General features: G+C 67.8%; 24 protein-coding genes. 13 read left to right on the plus strand and 11 right to left on the minus strand.

Features of this window, described 5'->3' with window-relative positions:
- The first annotated feature begins 43 nt into the window (after positions 1–43).
- Entirely contained in the window at positions 44–1,792 is a 1,749-nt protein-coding gene (locus ACLJOO_RS35110; RefSeq protein ID WP_410791981.1) for a DUF222 domain-containing protein, read from the plus strand.
- A gap of 167 nt (positions 1,793–1,959) precedes the next feature.
- On the opposite strand, the gene tsaA is transcribed toward ACLJOO_RS35110, so the two are convergent.
- The 4 genes from tsaA to ACLJOO_RS35130 are packed head-to-tail and all read right to left on the minus strand — an operon-like array spanning position 1,960 to position 5,428.
- The gene (gene tsaA, locus ACLJOO_RS35115) at positions 1,960–2,373 is read right to left on the minus strand and encodes a tRNA (N6-threonylcarbamoyladenosine(37)-N6)-methyltransferase TrmO (protein WP_410791982.1); all 414 of its coding nucleotides are present in this window, start codon (positions 2,371–2,373) and stop codon (positions 1,960–1,962) included.
- Positions 2,370–3,125: a metallophosphoesterase gene (locus ACLJOO_RS35120; protein WP_410791983.1), complete on the minus strand. Its 756-nt coding sequence runs from the start codon at positions 3,123–3,125 to the stop codon at positions 2,370–2,372. The genes tsaA and ACLJOO_RS35120 overlap by 4 nt, the downstream gene beginning before the upstream one ends.
- 16 nt (positions 3,126–3,141) lie before the next feature.
- Positions 3,142–3,900 carry a metallophosphoesterase gene (locus ACLJOO_RS35125; RefSeq protein WP_410791984.1) on the minus strand — a complete coding sequence of 253 codons (759 nt, stop codon included), beginning with the start codon at positions 3,898–3,900 and terminating at the stop codon, positions 3,142–3,144.
- Between the two features lie 10 nt (positions 3,901–3,910).
- A complete protein-coding gene (locus ACLJOO_RS35130) occupies positions 3,911–5,428 on the minus strand; it encodes a PstS family phosphate ABC transporter substrate-binding protein (RefSeq protein WP_410791985.1) in 1,518 nt (505 codons plus the stop codon).
- 109 nt (positions 5,429–5,537) lie between these two features.
- Between ACLJOO_RS35130 and ACLJOO_RS35135 the strand changes: the two genes are divergently transcribed.
- The 6 genes from ACLJOO_RS35135 (at position 5,538) to ACLJOO_RS35160 (ending at position 11,485) form a co-directional block, all read left to right on the plus strand.
- A complete protein-coding gene (locus tag ACLJOO_RS35135) occupies positions 5,538–6,896 on the plus strand; it encodes a dihydrolipoyl dehydrogenase family protein (RefSeq protein ID WP_410791986.1) in 1,359 nt (452 codons plus the stop codon).
- A gap of 45 nt (positions 6,897–6,941) precedes the next feature.
- A complete protein-coding gene (locus tag ACLJOO_RS35140) occupies positions 6,942–7,961 on the plus strand; it encodes an energy-coupling factor ABC transporter permease (RefSeq protein WP_410791987.1) in 1,020 nt (339 codons plus the stop codon).
- Positions 7,958–8,716: a cobalt ECF transporter T component CbiQ gene (gene cbiQ / locus ACLJOO_RS35145; protein ID WP_410791988.1), complete on the plus strand. Its 759-nt coding sequence runs from the start codon at positions 7,958–7,960 to the stop codon at positions 8,714–8,716. The genes ACLJOO_RS35140 and cbiQ overlap by 4 nt, the downstream gene beginning before the upstream one ends.
- Positions 8,713–9,486 (plus strand): energy-coupling factor ABC transporter ATP-binding protein, encoded by a 774-nt coding sequence (locus tag ACLJOO_RS35150; protein ID WP_410791989.1) that lies wholly within the window; start codon positions 8,713–8,715, stop codon positions 9,484–9,486. The genes cbiQ and ACLJOO_RS35150 overlap by 4 nt, the downstream gene beginning before the upstream one ends.
- A 155-nt stretch (positions 9,487–9,641) precedes the next feature.
- Positions 9,642–10,427, plus strand: coding sequence for an SGNH/GDSL hydrolase family protein (locus ACLJOO_RS35155; RefSeq protein WP_410791990.1), 786 nt, complete (start codon positions 9,642–9,644; stop codon positions 10,425–10,427).
- Positions 10,428–10,495: 68 nt separating this feature from the next.
- Positions 10,496–11,485 carry a winged helix DNA-binding domain-containing protein gene (locus ACLJOO_RS35160; protein ID WP_410791991.1) on the plus strand — a complete coding sequence of 330 codons (990 nt, stop codon included), beginning with the start codon at positions 10,496–10,498 and terminating at the stop codon, positions 11,483–11,485.
- On the opposite strand, the gene ACLJOO_RS35165 is transcribed toward ACLJOO_RS35160, so the two are convergent.
- Both ACLJOO_RS35165 and ACLJOO_RS35170 read right to left on the minus strand, forming a co-directional pair.
- On the minus strand, positions 11,474–13,744 hold the full coding sequence (locus ACLJOO_RS35165; RefSeq protein ID WP_410791992.1) for an ATP-binding cassette domain-containing protein: 2,271 nt from the start codon (positions 13,742–13,744) through the stop codon (positions 11,474–11,476). The two genes, ACLJOO_RS35160 and ACLJOO_RS35165, sit on opposite strands and share 12 nt — an antisense overlap.
- Positions 13,745–13,826: 82 nt before the next feature.
- A complete protein-coding gene (locus ACLJOO_RS35170) occupies positions 13,827–14,372 on the minus strand; it encodes a MarR family winged helix-turn-helix transcriptional regulator (protein WP_410791993.1) in 546 nt (181 codons plus the stop codon).
- 46 nt (positions 14,373–14,418) lie between these two features.
- Between ACLJOO_RS35170 and ACLJOO_RS35175 the strand changes: the two genes are divergently transcribed.
- The 6 genes from ACLJOO_RS35175 to ACLJOO_RS35200 all read left to right on the plus strand — a co-directional run bounded on the left by ACLJOO_RS35175 (position 14,419) and on the right by ACLJOO_RS35200 (position 19,897).
- The gene (locus ACLJOO_RS35175; protein ID WP_410791994.1) at positions 14,419–15,126 is read left to right on the plus strand and encodes an SDR family NAD(P)-dependent oxidoreductase; all 708 of its coding nucleotides are present in this window, start codon (positions 14,419–14,421) and stop codon (positions 15,124–15,126) included.
- A 37-nt stretch (positions 15,127–15,163) separates the two neighbouring features.
- Entirely contained in the window at positions 15,164–16,213 is a 1,050-nt protein-coding gene (locus tag ACLJOO_RS35180; protein ID WP_410791995.1) for a LacI family DNA-binding transcriptional regulator, read from the plus strand.
- Positions 16,214–16,301: 88 nt separating this feature from the next.
- Positions 16,302–17,594 (plus strand): extracellular solute-binding protein, encoded by a 1,293-nt coding sequence (locus tag ACLJOO_RS35185; protein ID WP_410791996.1) that lies wholly within the window; start codon positions 16,302–16,304, stop codon positions 17,592–17,594.
- Between the two features lie 14 nt (positions 17,595–17,608).
- Entirely contained in the window at positions 17,609–18,544 is a 936-nt protein-coding gene (locus ACLJOO_RS35190) for a carbohydrate ABC transporter permease (protein ID WP_410791997.1), read from the plus strand.
- A 71-nt stretch (positions 18,545–18,615) separates the two neighbouring features.
- Complete coding sequence (locus ACLJOO_RS35195; RefSeq protein ID WP_410791998.1) at positions 18,616–19,422, plus strand: carbohydrate ABC transporter permease; 807 nt, start codon at positions 18,616–18,618, stop codon at positions 19,420–19,422.
- Positions 19,423–19,579: 157 nt separating this feature from the next.
- Positions 19,580–19,897: a hypothetical protein gene (locus tag ACLJOO_RS35200; RefSeq protein WP_410791999.1), complete on the plus strand. Its 318-nt coding sequence runs from the start codon at positions 19,580–19,582 to the stop codon at positions 19,895–19,897.
- A gap of 47 nt (positions 19,898–19,944) precedes the next feature.
- Here the strand turns inward: ACLJOO_RS35200 and ACLJOO_RS35205 are convergent, their stop codons facing one another.
- The 5 genes from ACLJOO_RS35205 to ACLJOO_RS35225 form a co-directional block, all read right to left on the minus strand.
- Positions 19,945–20,295 carry a YciI family protein gene (locus tag ACLJOO_RS35205; RefSeq protein WP_410792000.1) on the minus strand — a complete coding sequence of 117 codons (351 nt, stop codon included), beginning with the start codon at positions 20,293–20,295 and terminating at the stop codon, positions 19,945–19,947.
- A gap of 72 nt (positions 20,296–20,367) precedes the next feature.
- Positions 20,368–20,811: a carboxymuconolactone decarboxylase family protein gene (locus tag ACLJOO_RS35210; RefSeq protein ID WP_241998548.1), complete on the minus strand. Its 444-nt coding sequence runs from the start codon at positions 20,809–20,811 to the stop codon at positions 20,368–20,370.
- A 43-nt stretch (positions 20,812–20,854) separates the two neighbouring features.
- Positions 20,855–21,637, minus strand: a complete 783-nt coding sequence (locus ACLJOO_RS35215; protein ID WP_410792001.1) for a sugar phosphate isomerase/epimerase family protein — start codon at positions 21,635–21,637, stop codon at positions 20,855–20,857.
- On the minus strand, positions 21,637–22,461 hold the full coding sequence (locus tag ACLJOO_RS35220) for a carbohydrate ABC transporter permease (protein WP_410792002.1): 825 nt from the start codon (positions 22,459–22,461) through the stop codon (positions 21,637–21,639). Before ACLJOO_RS35220 ends, ACLJOO_RS35215 begins: the two co-directional genes overlap by 1 nt.
- Positions 22,451–23,398, minus strand: a complete 948-nt coding sequence (locus ACLJOO_RS35225; protein WP_410792003.1) for a carbohydrate ABC transporter permease — start codon at positions 23,396–23,398, stop codon at positions 22,451–22,453. The genes ACLJOO_RS35220 and ACLJOO_RS35225 overlap by 11 nt, the downstream gene beginning before the upstream one ends.

Genomic DNA, 23,398 nt, shown 5'->3' on the forward strand with positions numbered 1-23,398 from the left:
ATCCGATTTGAACGAGACCCATTCGTGATCTAGAATAGAACACATGTTCGAAGGAGATCTGGAGGAGCTCGACACCGCGGACCTGCTGACCGCGGCGTCGGGGTTCGGCCGGGTCCAGGACCGGGCTGGGGTGCGGGTGCTGGAGGCGGCGCTGGTTTATGCCGATCGGCATGCGGTGGTGTTGGGTGAGCCGCGGCCGGGCTACGAACAGATCCATGTGTACGGCGGTGACGGTTGTCCGGGGGTGGCGGAGTTTGCGCCGATCGAGTTCGGTGCGGTGATGCGCATGTCGAGCGGTGCGGCCGCGGCGCTGATCGGGGAGGCGTTGGCGTTGCGGCATCGGCTGCCGCGGATTTGGGCCGCGGTGCTGGACGGGAACGCGGTCGCGTGGCGGGCTCGCAAGGTCGCGCATGCGTGTTTGGCGTTGTCGCTGGAGGCGGCCGCGATCGTGGACCGGCGGGTGGTCGGGATCGTCGACACCGTGACGCCCGGAGCGCTGGCCAAGATCGTCAAGGCGGCGGTGTGGGAGGCCGACCCCGAGGCGGCGAAGGCTCAGGCCGAGGCGGCGGCGCGGACGCGGGGTGTGTTCGTGGCCCCGTCTGATGACCAGGGCACGAAACGGATTTGGGTCCGGGCCGCGGCCGGTGACGTGATCCGGTTCGACGCCACCATCGACGACCTGGCCCGCGCATTGAAAATCCTGGGTGACACCGACGACCTGGACCAGCGCCGCGCAAAGGCGATCGGCTGGATCTCCGACCCCGCAGCAGCCCACCAACTCCTCGAAGTCGCCCGCTACCTCGCTCGCATCCAGCCGACGTCCACCCAGCCCACCGATACCCAGCCCACCGACACCCAGCGCACTGGCGGCCAGCCTGGCCATGCCGCCGCGCCGGGCGGACCTGCGGACGCGGGCGCGTCGGAGGAGCCCGAGCTCAGCGTGCCGGCTCCGGTTCGAGGCAAGCCCGCTGAGGACACAGCGGACCACCCGACGAACGGCACGCCTGATCCGTGGACCGAACTCACACCCGACTGCGATGACCCCGCGAGCGGCTGGGGCAGCCCGGATGACTTGGCCGACGCGGAGGGATGCGTCGACGGGGAGTGGGGGGCGGCGGTCGGTCTGCCGTCCGAGAGCGGTGGGGGACACGGAGACGCGTTCACGCGGCGGATACTCGCGGGCGAGCTGCCTGCGCGGTTGGCCGCGATCAAGCAGGAGGCGTACAGGACCGGCCTCGGCGCGGGGAGTGGGCGGCGGAACCGGCACACGCTGTACGTGCACCTGACCGATCGGACGCTTGCTACTGGCAACGGTGTGCTGCGGGTCGAGGAGCTCGGGCCGCTGCTCGCGGGCCAGTTGGGCGAGCTGCTCGGGCACGACCAGATCAGTGTGAAGCCGGTGATCGATCTTCAGGATCAGGTCAGCGTGCACAGTTACGAGATCCCGGATCGGATCCGCGAACGGGTGCGGCTTCAGCATCCGGTGGACATGTTCCCGTACAGCGGGGCCGAGGCCACGGTGCGGATGGATCAAGATCACATCACGCCGTACGACCGCACCGGTCCACCCAGACCGACCGGGCAAACGACCACCGACAACCTCATACCGCTGGGCAGACTCCATCATCGCGCCAAGACCTTCGGCGGCTGGCGAAGCCGACGCCTGCCCTCCGGAGCTGTCGACTGGACCAGCCCCCACGGATTCCGGTTCGTCGTCGACCACACCGGCACGCATCCATTCCCGCGCGTCTCCACCGCAACCGAGCTCGACGCGGAGAGTCTTCTGAGGTGAGGATGTGCCAGCCGGGTCACGTCAGTCGTCGCGGTTGTCAGCCATTCGCTTGAGAAAGCGATCGAGCTGCACGATGGTCGCGTCACCTGTGGCTGCACCGGGCGGAGGCATCCGGGGGCCACGTCTCGCGCTGCCGGGTCCCGATCGCACGTCGGGTCTCGGCGATTTCAGCGTTCGGGGATCTCGCCGAGGACAGGCTTTACGTCGACGATCGGTGTGCCGTCGAGGGCCTCCAGGTTGTTTACGTGGAGGCGGAGTTCGTCGACGGCCAGGACGGTGACTCGGTGGAGGCCGAGGGGGTTGGGGCGGTCCGGGGAGCGGGTGCTGAAGACGCCTGTTGCCGGGCGGGACGTGTCGCCGCGTGGGTGGACCGCCTGTACGGCGCGGTCGGCTCGGTCGAACCAGGTGATCAGGATGAGTTCGTCGCCGGCCGTGATGTCGGCGAGGGCAGCGCGGACCGACTCGTCGAACACCACCCATGCGTCGGGAGCGCCTTCGTCGCCCTGACGGGGAGCGTCGGCGCGGTCCCGCAGGCTGGACTCGACCCGTGCGATCGGGTGCAGGACCAAGGCATCCGTCATCGCGGGTACCGGTAGACGGTTTGGAGGGGTTCGCCGGGGACGTGGATGTGGAGGGCGAAGCCGGGTTCGGTGGTGGGGTCTACCAGGGTTCCGGTGGGGCTGGCGGGTTCGAAGGGGAGGGGGATCGAGGAGCGGATGCCGGGGGCGACGCGGAAGGGGATGCCGGCGAAGGTTGCTGTGATGGCGTTGTGGACGTGGCCTGCGAGGAGCGCGGTGACCGGCTTGTCCTGGAGGACGGCGGCGAAGGGTTCGCGGGTGCGGAGCATCCACTGGTCCATCTTCGGGTGATGCAGGTTGAACGGGGGCTGGTGGAACGCGACGAACAACGGTCCGTCGAACGGTTCCCGCAGTACGCCGTCCAGCCAGGCCAGTGACTCCTCCGGCAGCAGACCGTGGTTCTCGCCGGGGACCGTCGTGTCGAGCAGCACGAAGCGGGCCTCCCCGACGTCGCGAACCTGGTGTACCGGATGCCCCTCACCTGGCGCGTCGACGAACGCCGTGAGCCCGGCGCGGAACGGCGTACTCACATCGTGGTTGCCCGGCAGGACCAGCACCGGCATGGGCAACGCAAGCTCCGCGGCAAGCTCGGCGTACTCGGACTCCAGTCCGTGATCCGCTAGGTCGCCGGTGACCAGGACGACGTCGACCGGCCGGCTGAACTCTCCCAGGTACGACGTGATTCGCCGGAGCCGCGACCGCGCCTCGTCGGAGCCGTCGAGGTGCGGGTCACTGAGGTGCGCGATGACGTACATGTCATCACACTAGAGGTCAGGCCGGGTGCCGGAAGATGGTTTGGAGCGGTGCGCCCGGGGTGTGGATGTGGAGTGCCAGTCCGGGGTGGGCGGTAGTGCTGTCGACCAGGCCGCCGCCGGGGGCCGGGGGCTCGAAGGGGAGTGGCGGGGTCGAGCGGACCCCTGGTGCGACCAGGAACGGCAGCCCGGCGAAGGTGGTTGCGAGGCCGTTGTGCACGTGCCCGGCGAGCAGGGCGGTGATTGGTTTGCCCCGGAGAACGGCCTCGAGTTCCGGGCCCGAGCGGAGCAGCCACTGGTCGAGGACCGGATGGTTCAGCTCGAACGGCGGGTGATGGAACGCCACGAACAACAGACCGCCGACGGGTTCCGCGAGCACACCGTCGAGCCACGCGAGCGACTCGGTAGACAGCAGGCCGTGGTCGGCGCCTGGCACCGACGTGTCGAGCAGGACGAACCTCGCGCCGCCGATGTCGTGCACCTGGTGCACCGGATGCCCGTCGCTGGCCGAGTCGACGAACGACGCCAGGCCAGCGCGCAAGGGCGCGCTGACATCGTGGTTGCCCGGCAGCACCAACACGGGTACGTCCAGCTTCAGCTCCGCGGCGAGTTCGGCGTACTCGGACTCCAGACCGTGATCCGCCAGGTCGCCGGTGACCAGGACGACGTCGACCGGGCGGCGGAACTCTCGCAGGTACGACGTGATTCGCCGGAGCCGCGATCGCGCCTCCTCCGAGCCGTCGAGATGCGGGTCACTGAGGTGCGCGATCACGTACATGGGCAGCAGATTAGCCGCAGAACCCGGCCGGCAGATCAGCGCAGGGAACGAGGCCGCCCCGCTCCAGCATCGGCCGTGCCTGCGTCGACCGTACGTAGTCGAGGAACGCCGCGGTGAGCGACTTCGGATCCGGTGACTTGTAGGTGTAGGCGTGCTCGACTTCCCAGAACTTGTACGAGCGGTCGGCGATCTTCGACGTGTCCGGTACGACGCCGTCGAGGGTCGCAGCGACGATCTCCGGGTACTTCCGGGCCGCGCCGAGCTCGGCGTACCCGATCGCGCCGTCGATGTCGTTCACCCGGGTGAGCAGTTCCTCCGTCGTGCCGACCTCGCAACGGTGGTACTTCGCCGCGGTGGCGTCGTCGTCGCGACGGCAGTCGTCGGAGGTGATGCCGAGTTCCTGGATGCCGCCGAGCACCTTCTCCCGGAACACCCGCCGTGAGCCGGAGTTGGGTCCGACCCGGCTGACCATCCGGATCGGCAGGTCCTTACCGCCGACCTGGTTCCAGTTCGTCGCCTTCCCGCTGTAGATGTCCCGCAGCTGGGCCGCCGTCAGGGCGGTGACGCCGGCCGCCCGGTTGACGACGACCGCGAACATGACGACCGCGACCGACTCGCCGCTGAGGTTGGGCGCGTCGGCTGCGGCGCCGTCCGACATGGCGATCACGTTGCTCGCCGCCTTCGCGTCCTTGGCGCCCAGCTCGACGAGCTCCTGCACGCCGCTCAGGCTGCCGTTGGCGGCGATCGTGATGTCCGCGCGGGTGCAGTCGGACGCATACGCGCTACGCAGCTCGGTCATGGTCGGCTCGACCGCGGTCGACCCGATCACCCGCAGCTGACCGGACGCGCAGTCGTCCGGCGGCTGCACGACGTCGACCAGGAAGAAGGCGACGAGTGCGCCGACGAGTACGAGCGTCGTCGCACCGAAGATCAACGTACGGCGGCCCGGTCCGCGCGGTCGCGGCTCGTGGTAGACGCCGCCGTTCGCTCCGCCGGCCAGGTAGCCGGAGTGCGTGACGCTCTTGCCCCGGCCGGACAGCACCAGCAGGAACTTGAAGTGGTCGCCGTGGTTGATCGCGAGCTTGGGCAGCACCAGCGTGTCCTGGTCGACATAGCCGGCCGGCTTCATCTCCTTCTCGATCATCGCGCCCAGCTTGGGCGGGTGCGACTCGACCACCTTCATCCGGACGATCTTCCGGTCCGGGAAGCTGAACTCGACCTCACCCTGCATATCGCGCGCGTCGATGTCGGTGCCGGTGTTGTCGACCCGGAGCAGCACGATGCTCGGCTCCTGCACCGGGCTGCCCTGGTGCACGACCTCGATGTCGACCATTTCCCGGGCGCGGTGCTGCCGCGGGTGGACGCCGATCTGCGCGTCCACCTGGACCCGGTACACGAGTCGTTTGCGCCGCCAGAGATACCGGTCGAGCAGCCACACGATCGACGTACCGATCAGGGAGACGAGGGCGATGACCGTGCCGAGATCGATGGTGCCGAGTCCTGAGAAATCGAACAACTCTGTCCTCACTTCTACGAGTGCGGGAGCCTAGTGGCGGGTGGTGAACGCCTGCTTACGGTGCGATGACGCGCCGGGTGGCGACTTGGCCGGTTCCGGCTGCTCTGGGAGATTGGGCGGCATGGCTGAACAGGTGGATGTCGTCGTGGTGGGGCTCGGGGTCGGCGGAGAGGAGACGGCGGGGAGGCTGGCGCAAGCCGGGCTGCGGGTGGTCGGGATCGAGTCGCGGCTGGTCGGCGGCGAGTGCCCGTACTACGGGTGCATCCCGAGCAAGATGATGATCCGGGCCGCGAACCTGATCGCCGAGACCCGTCGTGTCGACGGCATGGCCGGTACGGCGACCGTGCAGCCGGACTGGACGCCGGTCGCGAAGCGGATCCGCGAGGAGGCGACCGACACCTGGAACGACCAGGTCGCGGTCGACCGGCTGGTGAACAAGGGCGCGACCGTCATCAAGGACGTCGCCACCGTCACCGGCCCGAACACGGTCCGCGCCGGCGACACCGAGTACGAGGCGGCCCGCGGCATCGTGATCGCGACCGGGACGGTCCCGTCCGTCCCGCCGATCGACGGCCTGGCGGGTACGCCGTACTGGACGAACCGCGAGGCGATCGAGGCCGAGACACTGCCCGCGTCTCTCGTCGTCCTCGGCGGCGGCGCGATCGGCATGGAGCTGGCGCAGGTGTTCGCCCGCTTCGGCGTCCAGGTGACCGTCGTCGAAGGCGCTCCTGAGGTGCTGTCGATGGAGGAGCCGGAGTCGGGTGTGCTGGCCCGCGAGGCGCTCGAGCGCGACGGCGTGACGTTCCGCCTCGGCGCGCACGCGCAGCAGGTCGGGTACGCCGACGGCACGTTCACCGTCACGCTCGCGGACGGGGCGACGGCGAGCGGCGAGAAGTTGCTGGTGGCAACCGGTCGCAGGGTGGCGACGGCGGACCTGGGGCTGGACAAGCTCGGTCTGGACCCGACGGCGCGCCGGGTCGAGGTCGACGAGCACGTCCGCGCGGGCGACAAGGTCTGGGCGGTCGGTGACGTCACCGGGGTCGGCGCGTTCACCCACAACGCGATGTACCAGGCCGACATCGCGGTCCGCGACATCCTGCAGGAGGCGGACGCTCCGACCGCGAGCTACCACGCGATGCCGCGGGTCACGTTCACCGACCCGGAGATCGGTGCGGTCGGGCTGACCGAGCAGCAGGCGCGCGACGCGGGGCTGAACGTGCGGACCGGGTCGACGCCGATCCCGGCCTCGACGCGCGGCTGGATCCACAAGGCCGGCAACGAGGGCTTCATCAAGGTCGTGATGGACGCCGACCGGGGCGTGCTGGTCGGCGCCACGAGCGCGGGTCCGACGGGTGGCGAGGTACTCAGTGCGTTGGCGGTCGCGGTGCACGCCGCTGTACCGGTGAACACGCTGCGTCAGATGATCTATGCGTATCCGACATTCCACCGGGCGATCGGTGAGGCACTGAAGGAGCTTTGAGACTTCTTGTTGCGATTCGGTCGCAACAAGAACAAGAATGAGCGAGTGCATGTCCCTGACGGCTTCTTCAACGCGCCCACGTCCGTCGCCACCGGCCTGATCGCGGCGGGGGCGGTCGGCTTCAGCCTGCAACGGGCGAACCGTGAACTCCGCGAGACCGGTCCGGCGCTGGCCGGGCTGACGGCGGCGTTCGTCTTCGCGGTGCAGATGGTGAACTTCCCGGTCGGCGCGGGGACGAGCGGTCACCTGCTCGGCGGCGCGCTCGCGGCTGTGCTGGTCGGGCCGTGGACCGCCGTACTGGTGATGGCGACGGTGCTCCTGGTGCAGGGACTGTTGTTCGCCGACGGCGGGTTGACGGCGCTGGGTACGAACATCACGTTGATGGGCCTGATCACGGTGCTCGTCGGATATTTCCTGACGCGGTCCCTGCTGAAGGTGCTGCCGCGCCGGGTCGGCAGCGTCGTACCCGCGGCGACCGTCGGCGCGCTGGTGTCGGTGCCGATCGCGGCCCTGGCGTTCACCGGGCTGTACTCGATCGGCGGCGCGGTCGACATCCCGCTCGGCAAACTCGCGACCGCGATGGTCGGCTGGCACATCCTGGTCGGGATCGGCGAGGCCGTGATCACCGCGGCCGTGCTGAGCGCGGTCGTCGCGACCCGGCCGGACCTCGTGTACGCCGCTCGGCACCTGCAGCAGGACCTGGTCCTGGTCGATGCCGACGGCAACACTTCCACGGTGTCACCGGACAAGCCGATCGCCGCGAAGCCGGCCGGCCGCTCGCTCGGAGTCGGGATCGCCGTGACGCTGATCGTCGCGGGCGGGCTGAGCTTGTTCGCGAGTGCGCACCCGGACGGGCTGGAGTTCGTCGGCGCCAAACTCGGATTCGAGAGTGCGGCGAAGCACTCGGCGGTCGCGGGCAGTCCGCTGGCCGATTACGGCGTACACGGGATCGGCAACGCACAAGTATCCGGCGCACTCGCAGGGATCATCGGCGTACTGGTGACGATCGTCGTCGGCCTCGCGATCGCCAAGCTCGCCTCTCTCCGGACAAACAAGGCGTCATGAGTGGGGACGGCCTGCTTGTCGCGGTGGACAGCCCGGTTCACCGCGTCCCGGCGCAGGTGAAGGTCGTCGCGCTGTTCGTGTTCGTGCTCGCGGTCGTCTCCACCCCGGCCGCGATCTTCTGGGCGTTCGGCCTGTACGCCGTGATGCTCGTCGGGGCCGTTGCCGTTGCGAAGTTGCCGGCGACTGTGGTGTCGCGGCGGCTCGCGGTCGAGACGCCGTTCATCGTGTTCGCGTTGTTGCTGCCGTTCGTCGCGACCGGCCCGCAGGTCGACGTACTCGGGCTGCACCTGTCCCAGTCGGGTGTGCTCGGCGCCTGGAACGTGCTGGCGAAGGGCACGCTCGGGGTGATCGCGGCGATCCTGCTGTCCGCGACGACCGCGCCGCGCGACCTACTGGCTGGGCTCGAGCGGCTGCGCCTGCCGGCCACCCTCGTGGCGATCCTGTCGTTCATGGTTCGGTACCTGAGCGTGGTGTCGGACGACTTGCACCGGATGCGGGTCGCCCGGGAATCCCGCGGGTACACCGGCGGCCGGGTCGGTCATCTGAAGGCGGTCGCCGGGGGAGTCGGCGCCCTGTTCGTGCGGAGCTTCGAGCGAGGCGAGCGCGTCCATCTGGCGATGCGCTCGCGCGGTTACACCGGACGAATGCCGCTGCTCAGCGTCTCGGGCGCGACCCGGGCGCAGTGGCTCGAGGGTCTGGCGATCTCCCTGGCCGCGGTGACGATCGCGGTCGCGGCTAGGGTGGTGAGCTTGTGAGCGGTCCTGCGATTCAGGTCGAGCGGCTGGTGTTCGCCTATCCCGACGGGCGGCAGGCGCTGTTCGGCGTCGACTTCACCGTGGAGCGCGGCGAGCGCGTCGCGCTGCTCGGCCCGAACGGAGCGGGCAAGACCACGCTCGTACTGCATCTCAATGGCATCCTCGGGTCGGTCGCCGGTGGGACCGGGAGCGGACGCATTCAGATCGGTGGCACCGGCGTACATCGCGAACACCTGACGGCGATTCGACGCAAGGTCGGGCTGGTCTTCCAGGACCCGGACGACCAGCTCTTCATGCCGACAGTCCGCGACGACGTCGCCTTCGGGCCCGCGAACCTTGGCCTGCGCGGCTCCGAGCTCGCCGATCGCGTCCAGGAGGCTCTCGTTCAGGTCGGTATGCAGGACCACGCCGACCTCGCCCCGCACCACCTGTCGTTCGGTCAGCGCCGCCGGGTCGCCGTCGCCACGGTCCTCGCGATGCGTCCCGAAGTACTGGTCCTCGACGAGCCGTCGAGCAACCTCGATCCCGCGGCCCGCCGTGAGCTCGCCGACATCCTCGCCGGGCTCGACGTGACGCTGCTGATGATCACCCACGACCTGCCGTACGCGCTGCAGCTCTGCGAACGGAGCCTGCTGATGGACGGCGGCCGGATCGTGGCCGACGGCAAGACCCGGGACCTGCTCGGCGACGCCGACCTGATGGCCGCGCATCGTCTCGAACTGCCGTACGGTTTCGACCCCCTCTCCGTGCCCGGTCCGGAGCGTTCCTGAAGATCACCGCGGTTGGTGACAGCTAGTTGGTGACCGTCACCTGGAATCCACGGTGAATTTGTTACCAAGCCCTTGTGTGTTACTCGCGGGTCAGCGAAGGTGACGTTGAGTACTTCAGTCGCTACCTCCCGCTCAGGCAAAGGCGGTCCGCCCCCATGAAGTCATTCGCCAGTCTGCTTTCCGCCGCGGCCCTCGGCGCCGCAATCCTCCTCAGCCCGGGTGTCGCGCATGCCGCGGCGCCGAACTACGTCGCACTCGGCGACTCGTACGCCTCCGGTGTCGGGACCCGCACCTACATCTCGAGCAGCGGGTCCTGCCAGCGCTCCACGAAGGCGTACGCGTACATCGACGCCGGCCGGATGGGCGCGAACCTCACGTTCGTCGCCTGCTCCGGCGCCAGGGTCGCCGACGTCACCGCCAATCAGCTGTCCTCGGTGACCAGCTCCACCAACATCGTCTCCGTCCAGGTCGGCGGCAACGACGCCGGCTTCTCGTCGGTGATCACCGAATGCGCCAAGCCGTCCTGGCTCGGCGACTGCAACAGCGCGGTCGCGAACGCGAACTCGATCATCAACAACACGCTGCCGGGCCGGCTGAACAGCCTGTACTCGTCGATCCGGAGCCGGGCGTCGTCGGCGAAGGTCGTCGTGGTCGGGTACCCGCGCCTGTTCAACGGCACCGACTGCAACGCCGGCACGTTCTTCAGCCCGGACGAGATGACCAAGCTGAACGGGACCGCCGACCTGCTGAACTCGAAGGTCTCGGCGTCGGCGGGCGCGGCCGGCTTCACGTTCGTGAACCCGACGTCGAAGTTCATCGGGCACTCGGTGTGCGGCAGCCCGGAGTGGATCAACGGCCTGTCCAACCCGGTCAGCGAGTCCTACCACCCGAATGTGACCGGCCAGGCGGCGTACGCCGATCTGGTCGAGCCTGCCCTCTGACGACTTTTGTCTTTAGGGATGCGCACAGGCCCGGTTCGTGGTGTCATGCAAAGGTGGCGCGGAGGTCTGTGGACTGGTTACTGGCAGCCAGGATGCAGGCCAACTGCCTCGCGCGTCCGGTGAACGAGGCCGGCCCCGGAGGGGTGGCCGACGTCGTACGCCGGGCGGGGGGACTCCAGGCCCAGACCTGGCGAGGAGCGTCGTACGCCGTCCGCGCCCGATCGACCGCGACCACGCTCGCCGACGTCTCGACGGCCCAGGCGACCGACCGCTCCGTGATCCGCGGCTGGTTCATGCGCGGCACTCTCCAACTCGTCGCGACCGAGGACGCCGGCCCGCTGCTCGGCTTGCTCGGCCCGAAGGCGATCAAGGACACCGAACGCCGGTACGGCGAACTCGGCCTGCCGGAACGCATCCGCGCCGAGGCCGCCGACGTACTCGAGGACTGGCTGCTCGCCCACGGCCCGAGCAACCGCGCCGAACTGGCCGACGTACTGGTCCGCGCCGGCCTGGTCGCAGAACCGAAAGGGCAGGCGATCTACGCCCTGATCCGCCACACCGGACTCCTCGGCCGGCTCTGCTACGGCCCGGGGGAGAGCTGGGTCGCCGTCAGCGACTGGCTGGGCAAGCCATTGGTCCTCGAGGGCGATCCCGAGGACCTGGCCCGCCGCTACCTGACCGCTTACGGCCCAGCTACCGCACGCGACTTCGCGACCTGGTCCGGCTTGCCGTTACCGCTCGCTCGCCGAGCCGTCGAGGCGGTGGCCACAACCTCCTTCGAGGTCGAGACCACCGCCCTGCACGCCGTCGAGGACCTCCCGGGCTGCCAAGACATCCGCATGCTCGGCGAGTTCGACGCCTACCTGCTCGGCTATCAGAACCGCCACTTCGACCTGCCGACCTCGATCTTCCCGGGCGGCGGCATGCTGCGTCCCGCAATCGTGCAAGCAGGCCGCCCCATCGGCACCTGGCAGCACGCCACCCTCGCGGTCGACCTCTTCGAACCAGCGGACCTCACCCAGGAACTCGCAGACATCGACCGCTTCTCAGGCCACTGACACGTACTCGCGGAGATGCTCGGCCGTGATGGTCGGGCTGCTCTCGACCAGGTCCGCGGGGGTTCCGGTGAAGACGACCTGGCCGCCGTCGTGGCCGGCTCCCGGGCCGATATCGATGAGCCAGTCGGCATGCGCCATCACCGCCTGGTGGTGCTCGATCACGATCACCGTGTTGCCCTGGTCGACGAGCGTGTCGAGCATGCCGAGGAGCTTGTCGACGTCGGCGAGGTGCAGTCCGGTCGTCGGCTCGTCGAGGATGTAGATCGACCCGGTCCGGCCCATGTTGATCGCCAGCTTGAGCCGTTGCCGTTCACCACCCGAGAGTGTGGTCAGCGGCTGCCCGAGCCCGATGTACCCGAGCCCGACCGTCGCGAGCCGATCCAGGATGGTCCGCGCCGTCCGTGCTGTACTCGGTCCGAAGAACTCGCGCGCCTCGGCCACCGTCATCCGCAGTACTTCGCTGATGTTCTTGCCGCGCAACCGATACCCAAGCACCTCGGCCGTGAACCGGGCCCCGTTGCAGTCCTCGCACACCGACGCAACCTCGGCCATCATCGCGAGGTCCGTGTACACCAGCCCGATGCCCTTGCACGTCGGACAGGCGCCGACCGAGTTCGCGCTGAACAACCCGGGCTTCACCTTGTTCGCCTTCGCGAACGCCGCGCGGATGGGATCCAGCAGCCCGGTGTACGTCGCCGGATTGCTCCGCTTCGACCCGCGGATCGGTTCCTGACCCGCGATGATCACGCCGTCCCGCCCCGCCAGCGATCCGTGGATGAGCGAACTCTTCCCGGATCCCGCGACCCCGGTCACCACCGTGAGGACGCCGAGCGGAACGTCCACGCTCACGTCGCGCAGATTGTGCAGCGTCGCGTTCTCGATCGCGATCTTCCCGGTCGGGCGTCGTACGTCGTCCCGCACGGTCACGCGGTGATCGAGATACTGCCCGGTGAGCGTCCCGGAGGTCTTCAAACCGTCCACGTCGCCGGCGAAGCAGAGCCGCCCGCCGGACAGCCCCGCACCGGGACCGAGGTCGACGACGTGATCGGCGATCCGGATCGTCTCCGGCTTGTGCTCGACGACCAGCACCGTGTTGCCCTTGTCCCGCAGTTGGAGCAGCAGGTCGTTCATCTGCTGGATGTCGTGCGGATGCAGGCCGACCGTCGGCTCGTCGAAGACATAGGTGACATCGCTCAGGCTGGACCCGAGATGACGCACCAGCTTCACCCGCTGCGCCTCACCTCCGGACAGCGTCGACGACTCGCGATCCAGGCTCAAGTATCCGAGGCCGATCGTCACGAAGGACTCGAGCAGGTGCCGGAGCCCGTCCAGCATCGGCCCGACCCCCGAATGGTTGACCCCGGCAACGAACTGGGCGAGGTCGCTGATCTGCATCGCCGAACACTCACCGATCGTCCGGCCGTCCACGGTGACACTCCGGGCCGCTTCGTTGAGCCGTACGCCGCCGCAGTCCGGGCACGTCTCCTGCCGGATCGCGCGCTCGGCGAACGCTCGCGCGTGGCTCTGCATCGACTGCGGATCCTTGCTCAGGTACTGCCGTTTCAGCTTGCTGATGAGCCCTTCGAAGGTCAGATTGCTCTTGCCGACCCGGATCTTGATCGGCTCCTGGAAGAGGAACTGCTGCCACGCCTCGGCCGGGTAGTCCTTCAGCGGCAGGTCCGGGTCGAACAGGCCCGACTGCGCCATCAGTTGCCAGTGCCAACTGTCGACCGAGTACCCGGGCGCCTTGATCGGCCCCTGGTTGAGGGTCTTCTCGCGGTCCACGAGTTCGTCGAGGTTGAACTCGGTGGTCCACCCGAGCCCTTCACACACCGGGCACATGCCTTCGGCCCGGTTGAAGCTGAAGACCGAGGGCGGTCCGGCGTACGGCGTACCGGCGCGGCTGAACAACACTCGGAGCATGGTGTGGGCGTCGGTCGCCGTACCGATGGTGGAGCGGGCGTTGGCGCCGATCCGTTCCTGGTCGACGATGATCGCGGCGGACAGGTTCCGCAGCGCGTCGACGTCCGGCCGGCCGAGGCTCGGCATGAAGTTCTGCACGAACGCGGTGTAGGTCTCGTTGATCAGCCGCTGGGACTCGGCGGCGATGGTGTCGAAGACGAGTGAGGATTTGCCGGAACCGGAGACTCCGGTGAAGACGGTGAGCCGGCGTTTGGGGATGTCGAGCGAGACGCCGCTGAGGTTGTTCTCGCGGGCGCCGCGCACCTGGATGACGTCGTGACTGTCAGCAGGAAGCATCCTTCAATGGTCTCATTGAACCGCCCATGCGAACTTTGCTCTGCCGCTGCACCTCCAGCCTTGGAGAAAAGCTTCAAGGCCGTCAGGAAGGTTTGCGAGCGACCCGGGCGACTTCGTCGAGCAGACCCTGGAGCTGGCCCGCGAGCTGGGTGCGGGCGGTGGGGGAGAGCGACGCGACCAGCTCGGACTCTCGCGTGAGCACCTGGTCGACCGTCCTCTCGATCAGGTCGTGGCCGGCCTGAGTGAGCGTGACGACGACCGCGCGACTCCCGTCGTCCGCGGGTCGCCGCGTGACCAGCCCGCTGTCCTCGGCCCGGGTGACCCGCTGTGAGATCGCCCCGGCGGTGACGAGCGTACGGCGGGCCAGTTCGCGCGTACTGAGCTCGTACGGCGTACCTGCGCGCCGCAGCACGCTGAGCAGATCGAGCGTCGCGGGATCCACGCCGGCGTCGGCAAGGACGCGGCGCCGGTCGTCGGCGAACAGCTTCGCCAGCCGCCACAGGGGAGTGACGATCTCGATCGAGTCGGTCGGCGTACCGGGGCGTTCCCGCTGCCAGGCACGGGCGATCTCCGCGGCCGGGTACGGACTCGGGGCGTCCAGTGGGTAGTTGTCGCTCACCGGACCCATGCTACGTTTAGGTCTAAACATTTAGAGCTAAACGTGAGGAAGTCGAATGAGGACGATCGTGGTGACCGGGGGAGCGAGCGGGATCGGGCGGGCGACCGCGGAGCGGTTCCGCGCGGACGGCGACGAGGTGGTGATCACCGGCCGGCGCGCCGACGTACTCGAGAAGACCGCCGCGGACCTCGGAGCCAGGGGAGTGGTGTGCGACGCGACCGATCCGGCGCAGGTGGAGCGACTGCTGGACGAACTGCCCGAGCGGGTCGATGTTCTGGTCAACAATGCCGGCGGCAACACCGACTTCGGCCGTCCGGACGGCGATCTCGCACAACTGAAGGCGAACTGGCTGGCGAACCTCGACGCCAACCTGATCAGTGCAGTCCTCACGACGACGGCCCTGGCGCCCCGACTCACCACCGCCGTCGTGCATCTGGGCTCGATCGCGGGTGCCCGCGGGGCGGGTTCGTACGGCGCTTCGAAGGCGGCGCTGGCGATGTGGAACGTCGACGCGGCGACCGAGCTCGGGGCCCGAGGGGTGACCTCCAATGTCGTCGCGCCGGGCTTCACCGCGGAGACCGAGTTCTTCCAGGGCCGGCTCACCGCCGAGCGCCGCGAGACTTTGCTGCAGGCAACGTTGACCAAACGCGAAGGTCAGGTCGAGGACATCGCCGGCACCATCCACTTCCTCGCATCACCTGCCGCCCGCCACCTGACCGGTCAGGTCTTGCATGTGAACGGCGGTGCCCTGGTTACGCGCTGATGCGTGACAACGTGTGCCAGGTGTGACAATGGGCACCATGCGTCCCACCGTCAAAGATGTCGCCAAGCTCGCCGGGGTGTCGCCGAAGACGGTGTCGAACGTGATCAACGGCGTCGTGTTCGTGCGTCCCGAGACCCGGGCCCGGGTGGAGAGTGCGCTCGCCGAGCTCGACTACGTGCCGAACATGAGCGCACGTGGGCTCCGCAACGGCCGCTCCGGCATGATCGCGCTGGCGCTGCCCGACCTGCTCCGGCCGTACTCCGCTGAGATCGTGCACCTGGTCGTCGAGCTCGCCCACGAGCGCGGCTTGGGTGTGCAGATCGAGCAGACCGCGGCCGAGCCCAAGCGCGAGTTCGAGCTGCTCTCGAAGGCCCGCGCGTACCTGGTGGACGGTCTGATCCTGAACCCGGTGAACCTCGACGACAGCGCGGTGATGACGGCCGGTCCGCTGCCGCCGCTTGTGCTGATCGGTGACGTCGACCAGGACGTCGTGAGCCAGGTCGCCATCGACAACGTCGCGGCTGCGCGGGACCTGACGAAGCATCTGCTGGCACAGGGCTGCAGGCGCATCGCAGCCGTCGGTACGCCGGAGATCCCGCGCGGCTCCAGCGGCGCTGGAGTCCTCGGCGGCTCGGCCGAAGCCCCGGGTACGGCGGCGTCGCGGCTGCGGACCAAGGGGTACCGCGAGGCGCTCGAGGAGGCCGGCGTACCGATCGATCCGAGCCTCGAGATCAGCCTCGACCGCTGGCGGCCCGAGGGTGCCGCGACCGTGGTGGGGAAGTACTTGGCTGAGCACGAGTTGCCGGACGCGTTCTTCTGCTTCACCGACACGATGGCCTCCGGGACCTTGTCCGCACTGTGGAGCGCGGGTATCGACGTACCGAAGCAGACGCTGGTGGCCGGGTTCGACAACATCCTCGACAGCCAGTTCATGATCCCGCCGCTGACCACGATCGCCTTCGACCGGCGGGAGTTCGTCGCCGCGGCCCTCGACCTGCTGGCCGAGCGGATGGCGGACAAGGATGCGCCGCCGCGCAGGGTGATGATCCCGCACCGCGTGGTCGAGCGCGCCAGTACCGCACGTTAACGGATACGTTTCCACAAAATCCCACATCGGAGTCTTGTGCCGGTCATTCTAACGATGTAATTTTCGGGTCGCCCCCGAAGGAGACCGCATGAGTGAAGATTTCTCCCGGCGCAGCCTGCTCAAAGCAGCGGCCGCGCTGGCCGGTGGTGGGTTGCTCGTCGGCTGCGCGCCCGGTGCGTCGCGTACGACGACCAACCTGAACTACTGGCACCTCTTGACCGGTGGTGACGGCACGGTGATGGCAGGCCTGGTGGACGCCGTCAACGCCGCGAACCTCGGCTTTCGCACGACCCAGACGGTGCTCGCCTGGGGACCGCCGTACTACACGAAACTCGCGATGGCATCGGCCGGCGGCCGCGCCCCGGACGTGGCGATCATGCACGCGTCCCGAATCGCGGGCTATGCGCCGGGCGGCCTGCTCGAGCCGTGGGATCTCGACCTGCTCGCCGAGGCCGGCCTCCACAAGGAGGACTTCCCTGACCGCGTCTGGGAGAAGTGCCAGTACGACGGGAAGCTGTACGCGATCGCGCTCGACACGCACCCGTTCGTGCTCTACTACAACACCGATCACGCTGAGAAGGCCGGTGTCACGGAGGCTCTGCACTCGCTGAAGAGCCCGGAGGAGTTCACCGAGGTCGCGACCAAGCTGCAGAAGGTCACCGGGAAGCATGGCCTGTCGTACGGCTACCTCGGTGACGGCGCCCAGATGTGGCGGCTGTTCTACACCCTCTACAGGCAGACCGGCGCCGACATGAAGCTCGTACCCGGCCGGCAGGCCGAGGTCGACAAGGACGCCGCGGTGAAGACCCTGACCTTCATCCGGTCCCTGCTCAACGACACGATCGCCTCGCGCAGCGGCGACGGCGGTACGGCGACCAGCGAGTTCCTGCACGGCGAAAGCGGCATGTTCTTCGGCGGTGTCTGGGAGCTCCCGGTGCTGAAGGAAGCGAAGCTGCCCGTCGACGCGGTACCGATCCCGACCATGTTCGGGACGCAGGCGGCGTACGCCGACTCACACACGTTCGTGCTGCCGCGGCAGTCGAAGGTGTCGCCGGAGCGCCGCAAGCACGTCTACACGATGGTGGCCGAGCTGCTGAAGCGGTCGGTGAAGTGGGCCGGCGGCGGCCACATCCCGGCGTACCAGCCGGTCGCGACGAGCGCGGAGTACCAGGCGCTGAAGCCGCAGTCGAACTACGCGGGCATCCCGGCGTACGTGAACTACGACCCGGACGTGTGGTTCAGCGGCGCGGGCAGCGACTTCCAGAACTACTTCGCCGAGAACGTGCAGAACGTGTTCCTCGGCAGTGGTGATCCAGCGGCCGGGTTCGACGGGTTCGTCGGCCGGCTGAACAAGTTGCTCGACCGTCCGCAGCCGGTGTGAGAGGAGAGGCACAGATGTCTACTGCTATCGACACTCCGGCCGCGACGACGGCGGAGGTCACTGCTCAGGGCAAGGCTCGGGCGAAGCGTGGGGAGACCCTCGCCGGGTGGGCCTTCGCGGCGCCGTTCGCCGTACTGTTCGTGCTCTTTCTGGTGGTGCCGGCCATCTACGGCCTGTACCTCAGCTTCACCGGCGAGACGCTGACCGGTGCGGGGAGCGGACTGGTCGGATTCTCCAACTACGCCGACGCGTTGCGGGACCCGGACATGTGGAAGTCGCTCGGGAACACCGTGTGGTTCACGGTGCTGAGCACGGTCCCGCTCATCGTCCTGTCACTCGCGTTCGCACTGCTCGTGAACCTCGGCCTGCCGGGGCGCTGGCTGTGGCGGCTGTCGTTCTTCCTGCCGTACCTGCTCGCGTCGACCGTCGTGGTGATGTTCTGGAGCTGGATGTACAACCCGAAGCTCGGGTTCATCAACGGCGTCCTCGGCGAGTTCGGCATTGCGCCGGTGGCGTGGTTGCAGGACCCGAATGTGGCGATGATCTCGGTCGTGGTCACCACGCTGTGGTGGACGATCGGGTTCAACTTCCTGCTCTACCTGGCGGCGCTGCAGAACATTCCCGAGCAGCAGTTCGAGGCCGCGGCACTCGACGGCGCGGGCAAGTGGCGGCAGCTGTTCTCGATCGTGATCCCGCAGCTGGCACCGACCACGGCGCTGCTGGTCACGTTGCAGATCCTCGCGTCGCTGAAGGTGTTCGACCAGATCTACATGCTGACCAACGGCGGTCCGGCCGGGAAGACGCGGTCGATCGTGCAGTACATCTACGAGTCCGGCTTCACCGGCTACCGGTTCGGTTACTCGTCGGCCATCTCGTACCTGTTCTTCGCGCTCATCGTCCTGGTGTCGCTGGCGCAGTACAAGCTGATCAACCGCAGGAGCGCCTCGTGAGCACTTACACCCTGAGTCGTTCGATCAAACAAACGCACAAGCCAGGCGAAAACCCCTGGAGCGTGTCCAGAATGGCCGCGCTGCTCGTCCTTGCGGTCCTGGCCGTAACGTGGCTGGTGCCGTTCGCGTGGGCGGTGCTCACGTCGCTGAAGAGCGAAGCGGACGCCGGTGCGTCGCAGATCACGCTGAACCCGCCTGACGGTCTCAGCTTCGAGGCTTACCGCAAGGTGCTGTCCGCCGGCGACATCCCGTCCTGGGCGTGGAACAGCTTGATCACGTCGGTGGCGATCACGTTCATCACGGTCGCGACGTCGGCGCTGGCCGGGTACGCGTTCTCGCGGGTGAACTTCAAGGGCAAGCGATTGTTGTACGCCGCGATCATCGCGGCGATCATCATTCCGCCGCAGTTGCTGATCGTGCCGTTGTTCCGGCAGATGCTGGCGTTCAACCTGGTCGACACGTATTGGGGCATCATCCTGCCGCAGGCGTTCGCGCCCGCGATGGTCCTGATTCTCAAGCGTTTCTTCGACCAGATCCCGGTCGAGCTGGAGGACGCGGCGCGGGTCGACGGCGCGGGGCGGCTACGGGTGTTCTGGTCTGTCGTCCTGCCGTTGTCGCGGCCGATCCTCGCCGCGGTGGCGATCTTCGTGTTCATCGGGGCGTGGAACAACTTCCTGTGGCCGTTCATCGTGACCACGGACGCGGACCTGATGACGTTGCCGGTCGGCCTGCAGACGGTGAAGAGCGCTTATGGGCTGCAGTACGCGCAGAACATGGCGTCCGCGATCCTGGCCGCGCTGCCGCTGGTCGTGGTGTTCCTGTTCTTCCAGCGCCAGATCATCAAGGGCATTGCTACCACTGGCTTCGGTGGTCAGTAACGGTGGCCAGTAAGGATGGTCGTAACACAGGCTGGACAGGAGTTCCGGCACTCGGGATTCCGGTCACCATCCCTTGAAAAGACCGTCACTCTCAGCGAGGGTTGCCTGATCCAACACTCGGGGAGAGTAACGATGAGAAGGGGGAAGTGTGTCAGCGATGAGTAGGCTCGCCGAGCAGTGCCGTGATGTGAGGAGTCACGGCAACGCGGGACTCGGCCGGGCTTCGATCCAACCGGCGGTGTGTACCGGCATCCACGAGGTGAGCTCGTCGATTCCGTCGGTGCGGCCGCGACGCGTGGCGATGCTCAGACTGAGCAACGGAATGACGACCACGCTGCGACTCGGCGACGGTGCCCAGGCGCCGGCGCCCGGCACAACCGTCTACGTCCAAGGTGGCCGGGGCATGGGTGATCAACCCGCCTCAGGTGGGGTCATCCTCGCGTCCAACGAGCCAGTTCGGGCGTCGGCGGTCTGAGTCAGCGAATCGCCGGTCTCAGGTGTCCAACGCCCAGCTGAGGCCGGCTAGCTCTCCATCGGATCGGTGAACTCCCTGATCTCGATGGGTGAGTACCTTGCCTCCGGCAGCCGCGCGGCGATCTCCGTCGCCCGGTCGAGACTGCAGTCGACGATGTAGTAGCCGGCCAGGACTTCCTTGGCCTCCGTGAACGGCCCGTCGGTGACCGCCGCGACGCCGTCGTTCACCTTCACCACGCGCGCGTTCGCGGTGGTGAGCCCGATACCGTCGACGAGTTCGCCCTTCGCCTTCAACTCCTCCGAGAGGACCCGGTGCTGGTCCAGCACCTGCTCGATGCCTTCGGCGTGCAACGTGTCCCAGGTCTCGTCGTTCCCATAGATCAGCAGCATGTATTTCATCGCTTGCCTCCATTCACCCGGGTACGTCGGAGCCCCGGACATCTTCTCGACATCCGGGGCCCAGCGTAGTGACTACCAGGTGGCGCCGGCTGGCGCGCGCACCGTGGTGTTGAGCCGGTTGAACAGGTTGGTGAGCCCGATCATCAGGATGATCGCCGACAGTTCCTTCTCGTCGAAGTGGTCGGCGGCGGCGCTCCAGATCTCGTCGGTGACCGCGGTCGGGTTGTCGGCCAGCCGGGTCGCGGCCTCGGTCATCTCGAGGGCCGCGCGCTCGGCGTCGGTGAACAGGTCGGAGTCCCGCCAGGCCGCGACCTGGTGCAGCCGCTCGTCGGTCTCGCCGTTCTTCAGGGCCGACTTGACGCCGCCGAACACGCACGGCGAGCAGCCGTTGATCTGGCTGGCGCGCAGGTGCACGAGTTCGAGTGTCGTACCGTCGGTGCCGGACTGCCCGATCGCCTTGTAGATGTTCTGGATGCCCTTCGTGGCGTCGGGCAGAACCATTGCGGGGTTGGTCATCCGTGCTTGCATGGGAGGTTCTCCAAAGTGTGATCCGTTGATTTCACTCCCTTGACGGATGCTGTGCGGCCGATGTGACAGCGAACCGCAGATCTCTTTCCAGCCGGGTCTCCACCGGTACGGCGGGATCGGAGTACTGACCCGTCAGGCAGATCGGGCCGGTGTACTTGAGCTGCCGCAGCGTCGCGAACACGGCCGGCCAGTCGGACAACCCGTCCTCGGCCTCGACGAAGTTCGTCTTCCAGCCGCCGTCCGCGCGGACGTAGTGGACGTTCTTCAGGTTCACGATGCCGAGCCGGTCCGCGCCGAGTTCCAGTGTCACCGCAGGATGATCACCGGCGAGCGCGTCATGAGCCGCATCCCACACGAGCTTGAACCGGTCGGGCAGCCCGTCCAGCAGCTGCAGTACGCCGAGCGTCGACGACACGTACCGCCCGTGATGCGGTTGGACTCCGACCTGTACGTCGTACCGCTCGGTGAGTACGACGGCCTGTTCGAGCAGCTCGCGGTTGCGTCGTACGGACGCGGCGTACCCGTCGGGGCCGAGGTCGGACATGATCCGGATCATCGGTACGCCGGATTCCGCGCACGCGGCGAAGACCTGCTCGGACAGGTCGCTCGCCACGCTGATGGGTTCGATGCCCTCGGCCCGTAACTGGGCGGTGAACTTCGGCAGCTCGGCCTCGGCGGTCGCCGGTGTCACGTACGCCGTGTCGCGCACCGGGACCTCGGCGCCGGCGAATCCGAGTCCGGAGATCAGCCGGCCGAGCTCGTCACCGGGCAACCCGATCCAGGGTTTGGTGAAGACGGACCACAGATACGACATCAACGGCCTCCCAGGCCACTCATGGTGATTCCACGGACGAACCAGCGTTGGGTCAGGAAGAACAGGACGATCAGCGGGATCGTGGTGACGGTGGCTGCCATCAGGAGCAGGTTCCACTGGGTGCCGTTGGTGTCCTGGAACACCTGCAGGCCGACCGATGCGGTCCGGGTGGCGTCGCTGTTGGAGATCACCAACGGCCACAGCAGGTTGTTCCACTGGCCGATGAACTTGAAGACCGCCAGCGTCGCGATGGCCGGCACCGCGAGCGGCACGATGACGCGGACGAACGCCTGCCACCGGTTGGCGCCGTCCAGCCGGGCGGCTTCCTCGTAGTCGCGCGGGATGCCGAGGAAGAACTGCCGGAGCAGGAACACGCCGATCGCGGTGAACGCGTGCGGCAGGATCATGCCCGGCCAGGTGTCGATGCCGTGCAGCTTCGCGACCAGCACGAACTGCGGGATCAGCGTCACCTGCGACGGGATCATCAGGGTCGCGAGGTAGATGCCGAACAGCCAGCTCCGGCCGGGGAAGTTCAGCCGCGCGAACGCGTACGCCGCGAGCGCCGCGGTGACCGTTTCGAGCAGCGTCGTACCGGCCGCGAAGTAGATCGTGTTCAGCAGGTACTTGCCGAGCGGGACGAGCTCGAACGCGCGGGTCAGGTTCTCGGGGTGCCAGCTGCTCGGCCAGAACGACGGCTTCGCGGCCATCGACTCGCCGTCGGACTGGAACGCGACGAGCACCATCATGACGACCGGGACCAGCGTGATCGCGGTGACCAGGAAACAGGTGAAGACAACCAGCTTCCGGCGGATTTCAGTTGTCATAGTGCACCAGCCTCCGCTGGAACAGGAACTGACCTGCGGTGATCAGCACGATGAAGGCGAACAGCACGAGCGACTGCGCGGCGGCGTACCCCTGGTCGTAGTTCTCGAAGCCGGTCCGGTAGATGTACATGACCAGCGTGGTGGTGCGGGTGCCCGGGCCGCCGTTCGTCATGATCAGCGCCTGGTCGAAGACCTGGAACGATCCGATCACCGACGTGACGATCACGAAGAACAGCGCGGGGGACAGCATCGGCAGCGTGATGTGCCGGAAGCTCTTCCACGGCGACGTACCGTCCACACGGCCCGCTTCGTACAGCTGCTGCGGGATGGCCTGGAGGCCGGCCAGGAAGACGACCATGCCGAAGCCGAAGCTCTTCCAGACGCTCATCAGGATCAACGCGGGCATCGCCCAGGTGTCGGAGATGAGCCAGGCCGGCCCGTTGATGCCGAACCATCCGAGCACGGCGTTCACCAGGCCGTCGTGCGGGATGTACAGCCAGATCCAGACGAACGCGACCGCCACCGTGATGGTTGCGTACGGCAACAGCAGGAGGCTTCGGAAGATGGCGATCCGTTTCAGGCCCTGATGGAGGAGCAGTGCGAGCAGCAGGCTCACCAGGATCGTCAGCGGGACGCTCACCAGCGTGAAGTACGCCGTACTGCCGAGCGCCGTCCAGAACGTCGGATCGGGGCCGAGGCGGGCGAAGTTGTGCAGGCCGGCCCAGGTCGGTGCGCTGAACAGGTTCCAGTTCAGCAGCGAGATGACGCCGGCGGCGACGACCGGTCCGGCGGTGAAGATCAGGAAGCCGATCAGGCTGGGCAGGATGAAGAGCCAGGCGGTGAGCGCTTCGCGGCTGCGCCAGCGCGGCGGCGGGGCGTGCTTGACCGGTGCCGGTGCGGTGGTGACGGGTGCGGTGTCTGTCGTGGAGATGGCCAT

The organism is Kribbella sp. C-35 (assembly GCF_046549195.1).
Lineage (GTDB): Bacteria > Actinomycetota > Actinomycetes > Propionibacteriales > Kribbellaceae > Kribbella.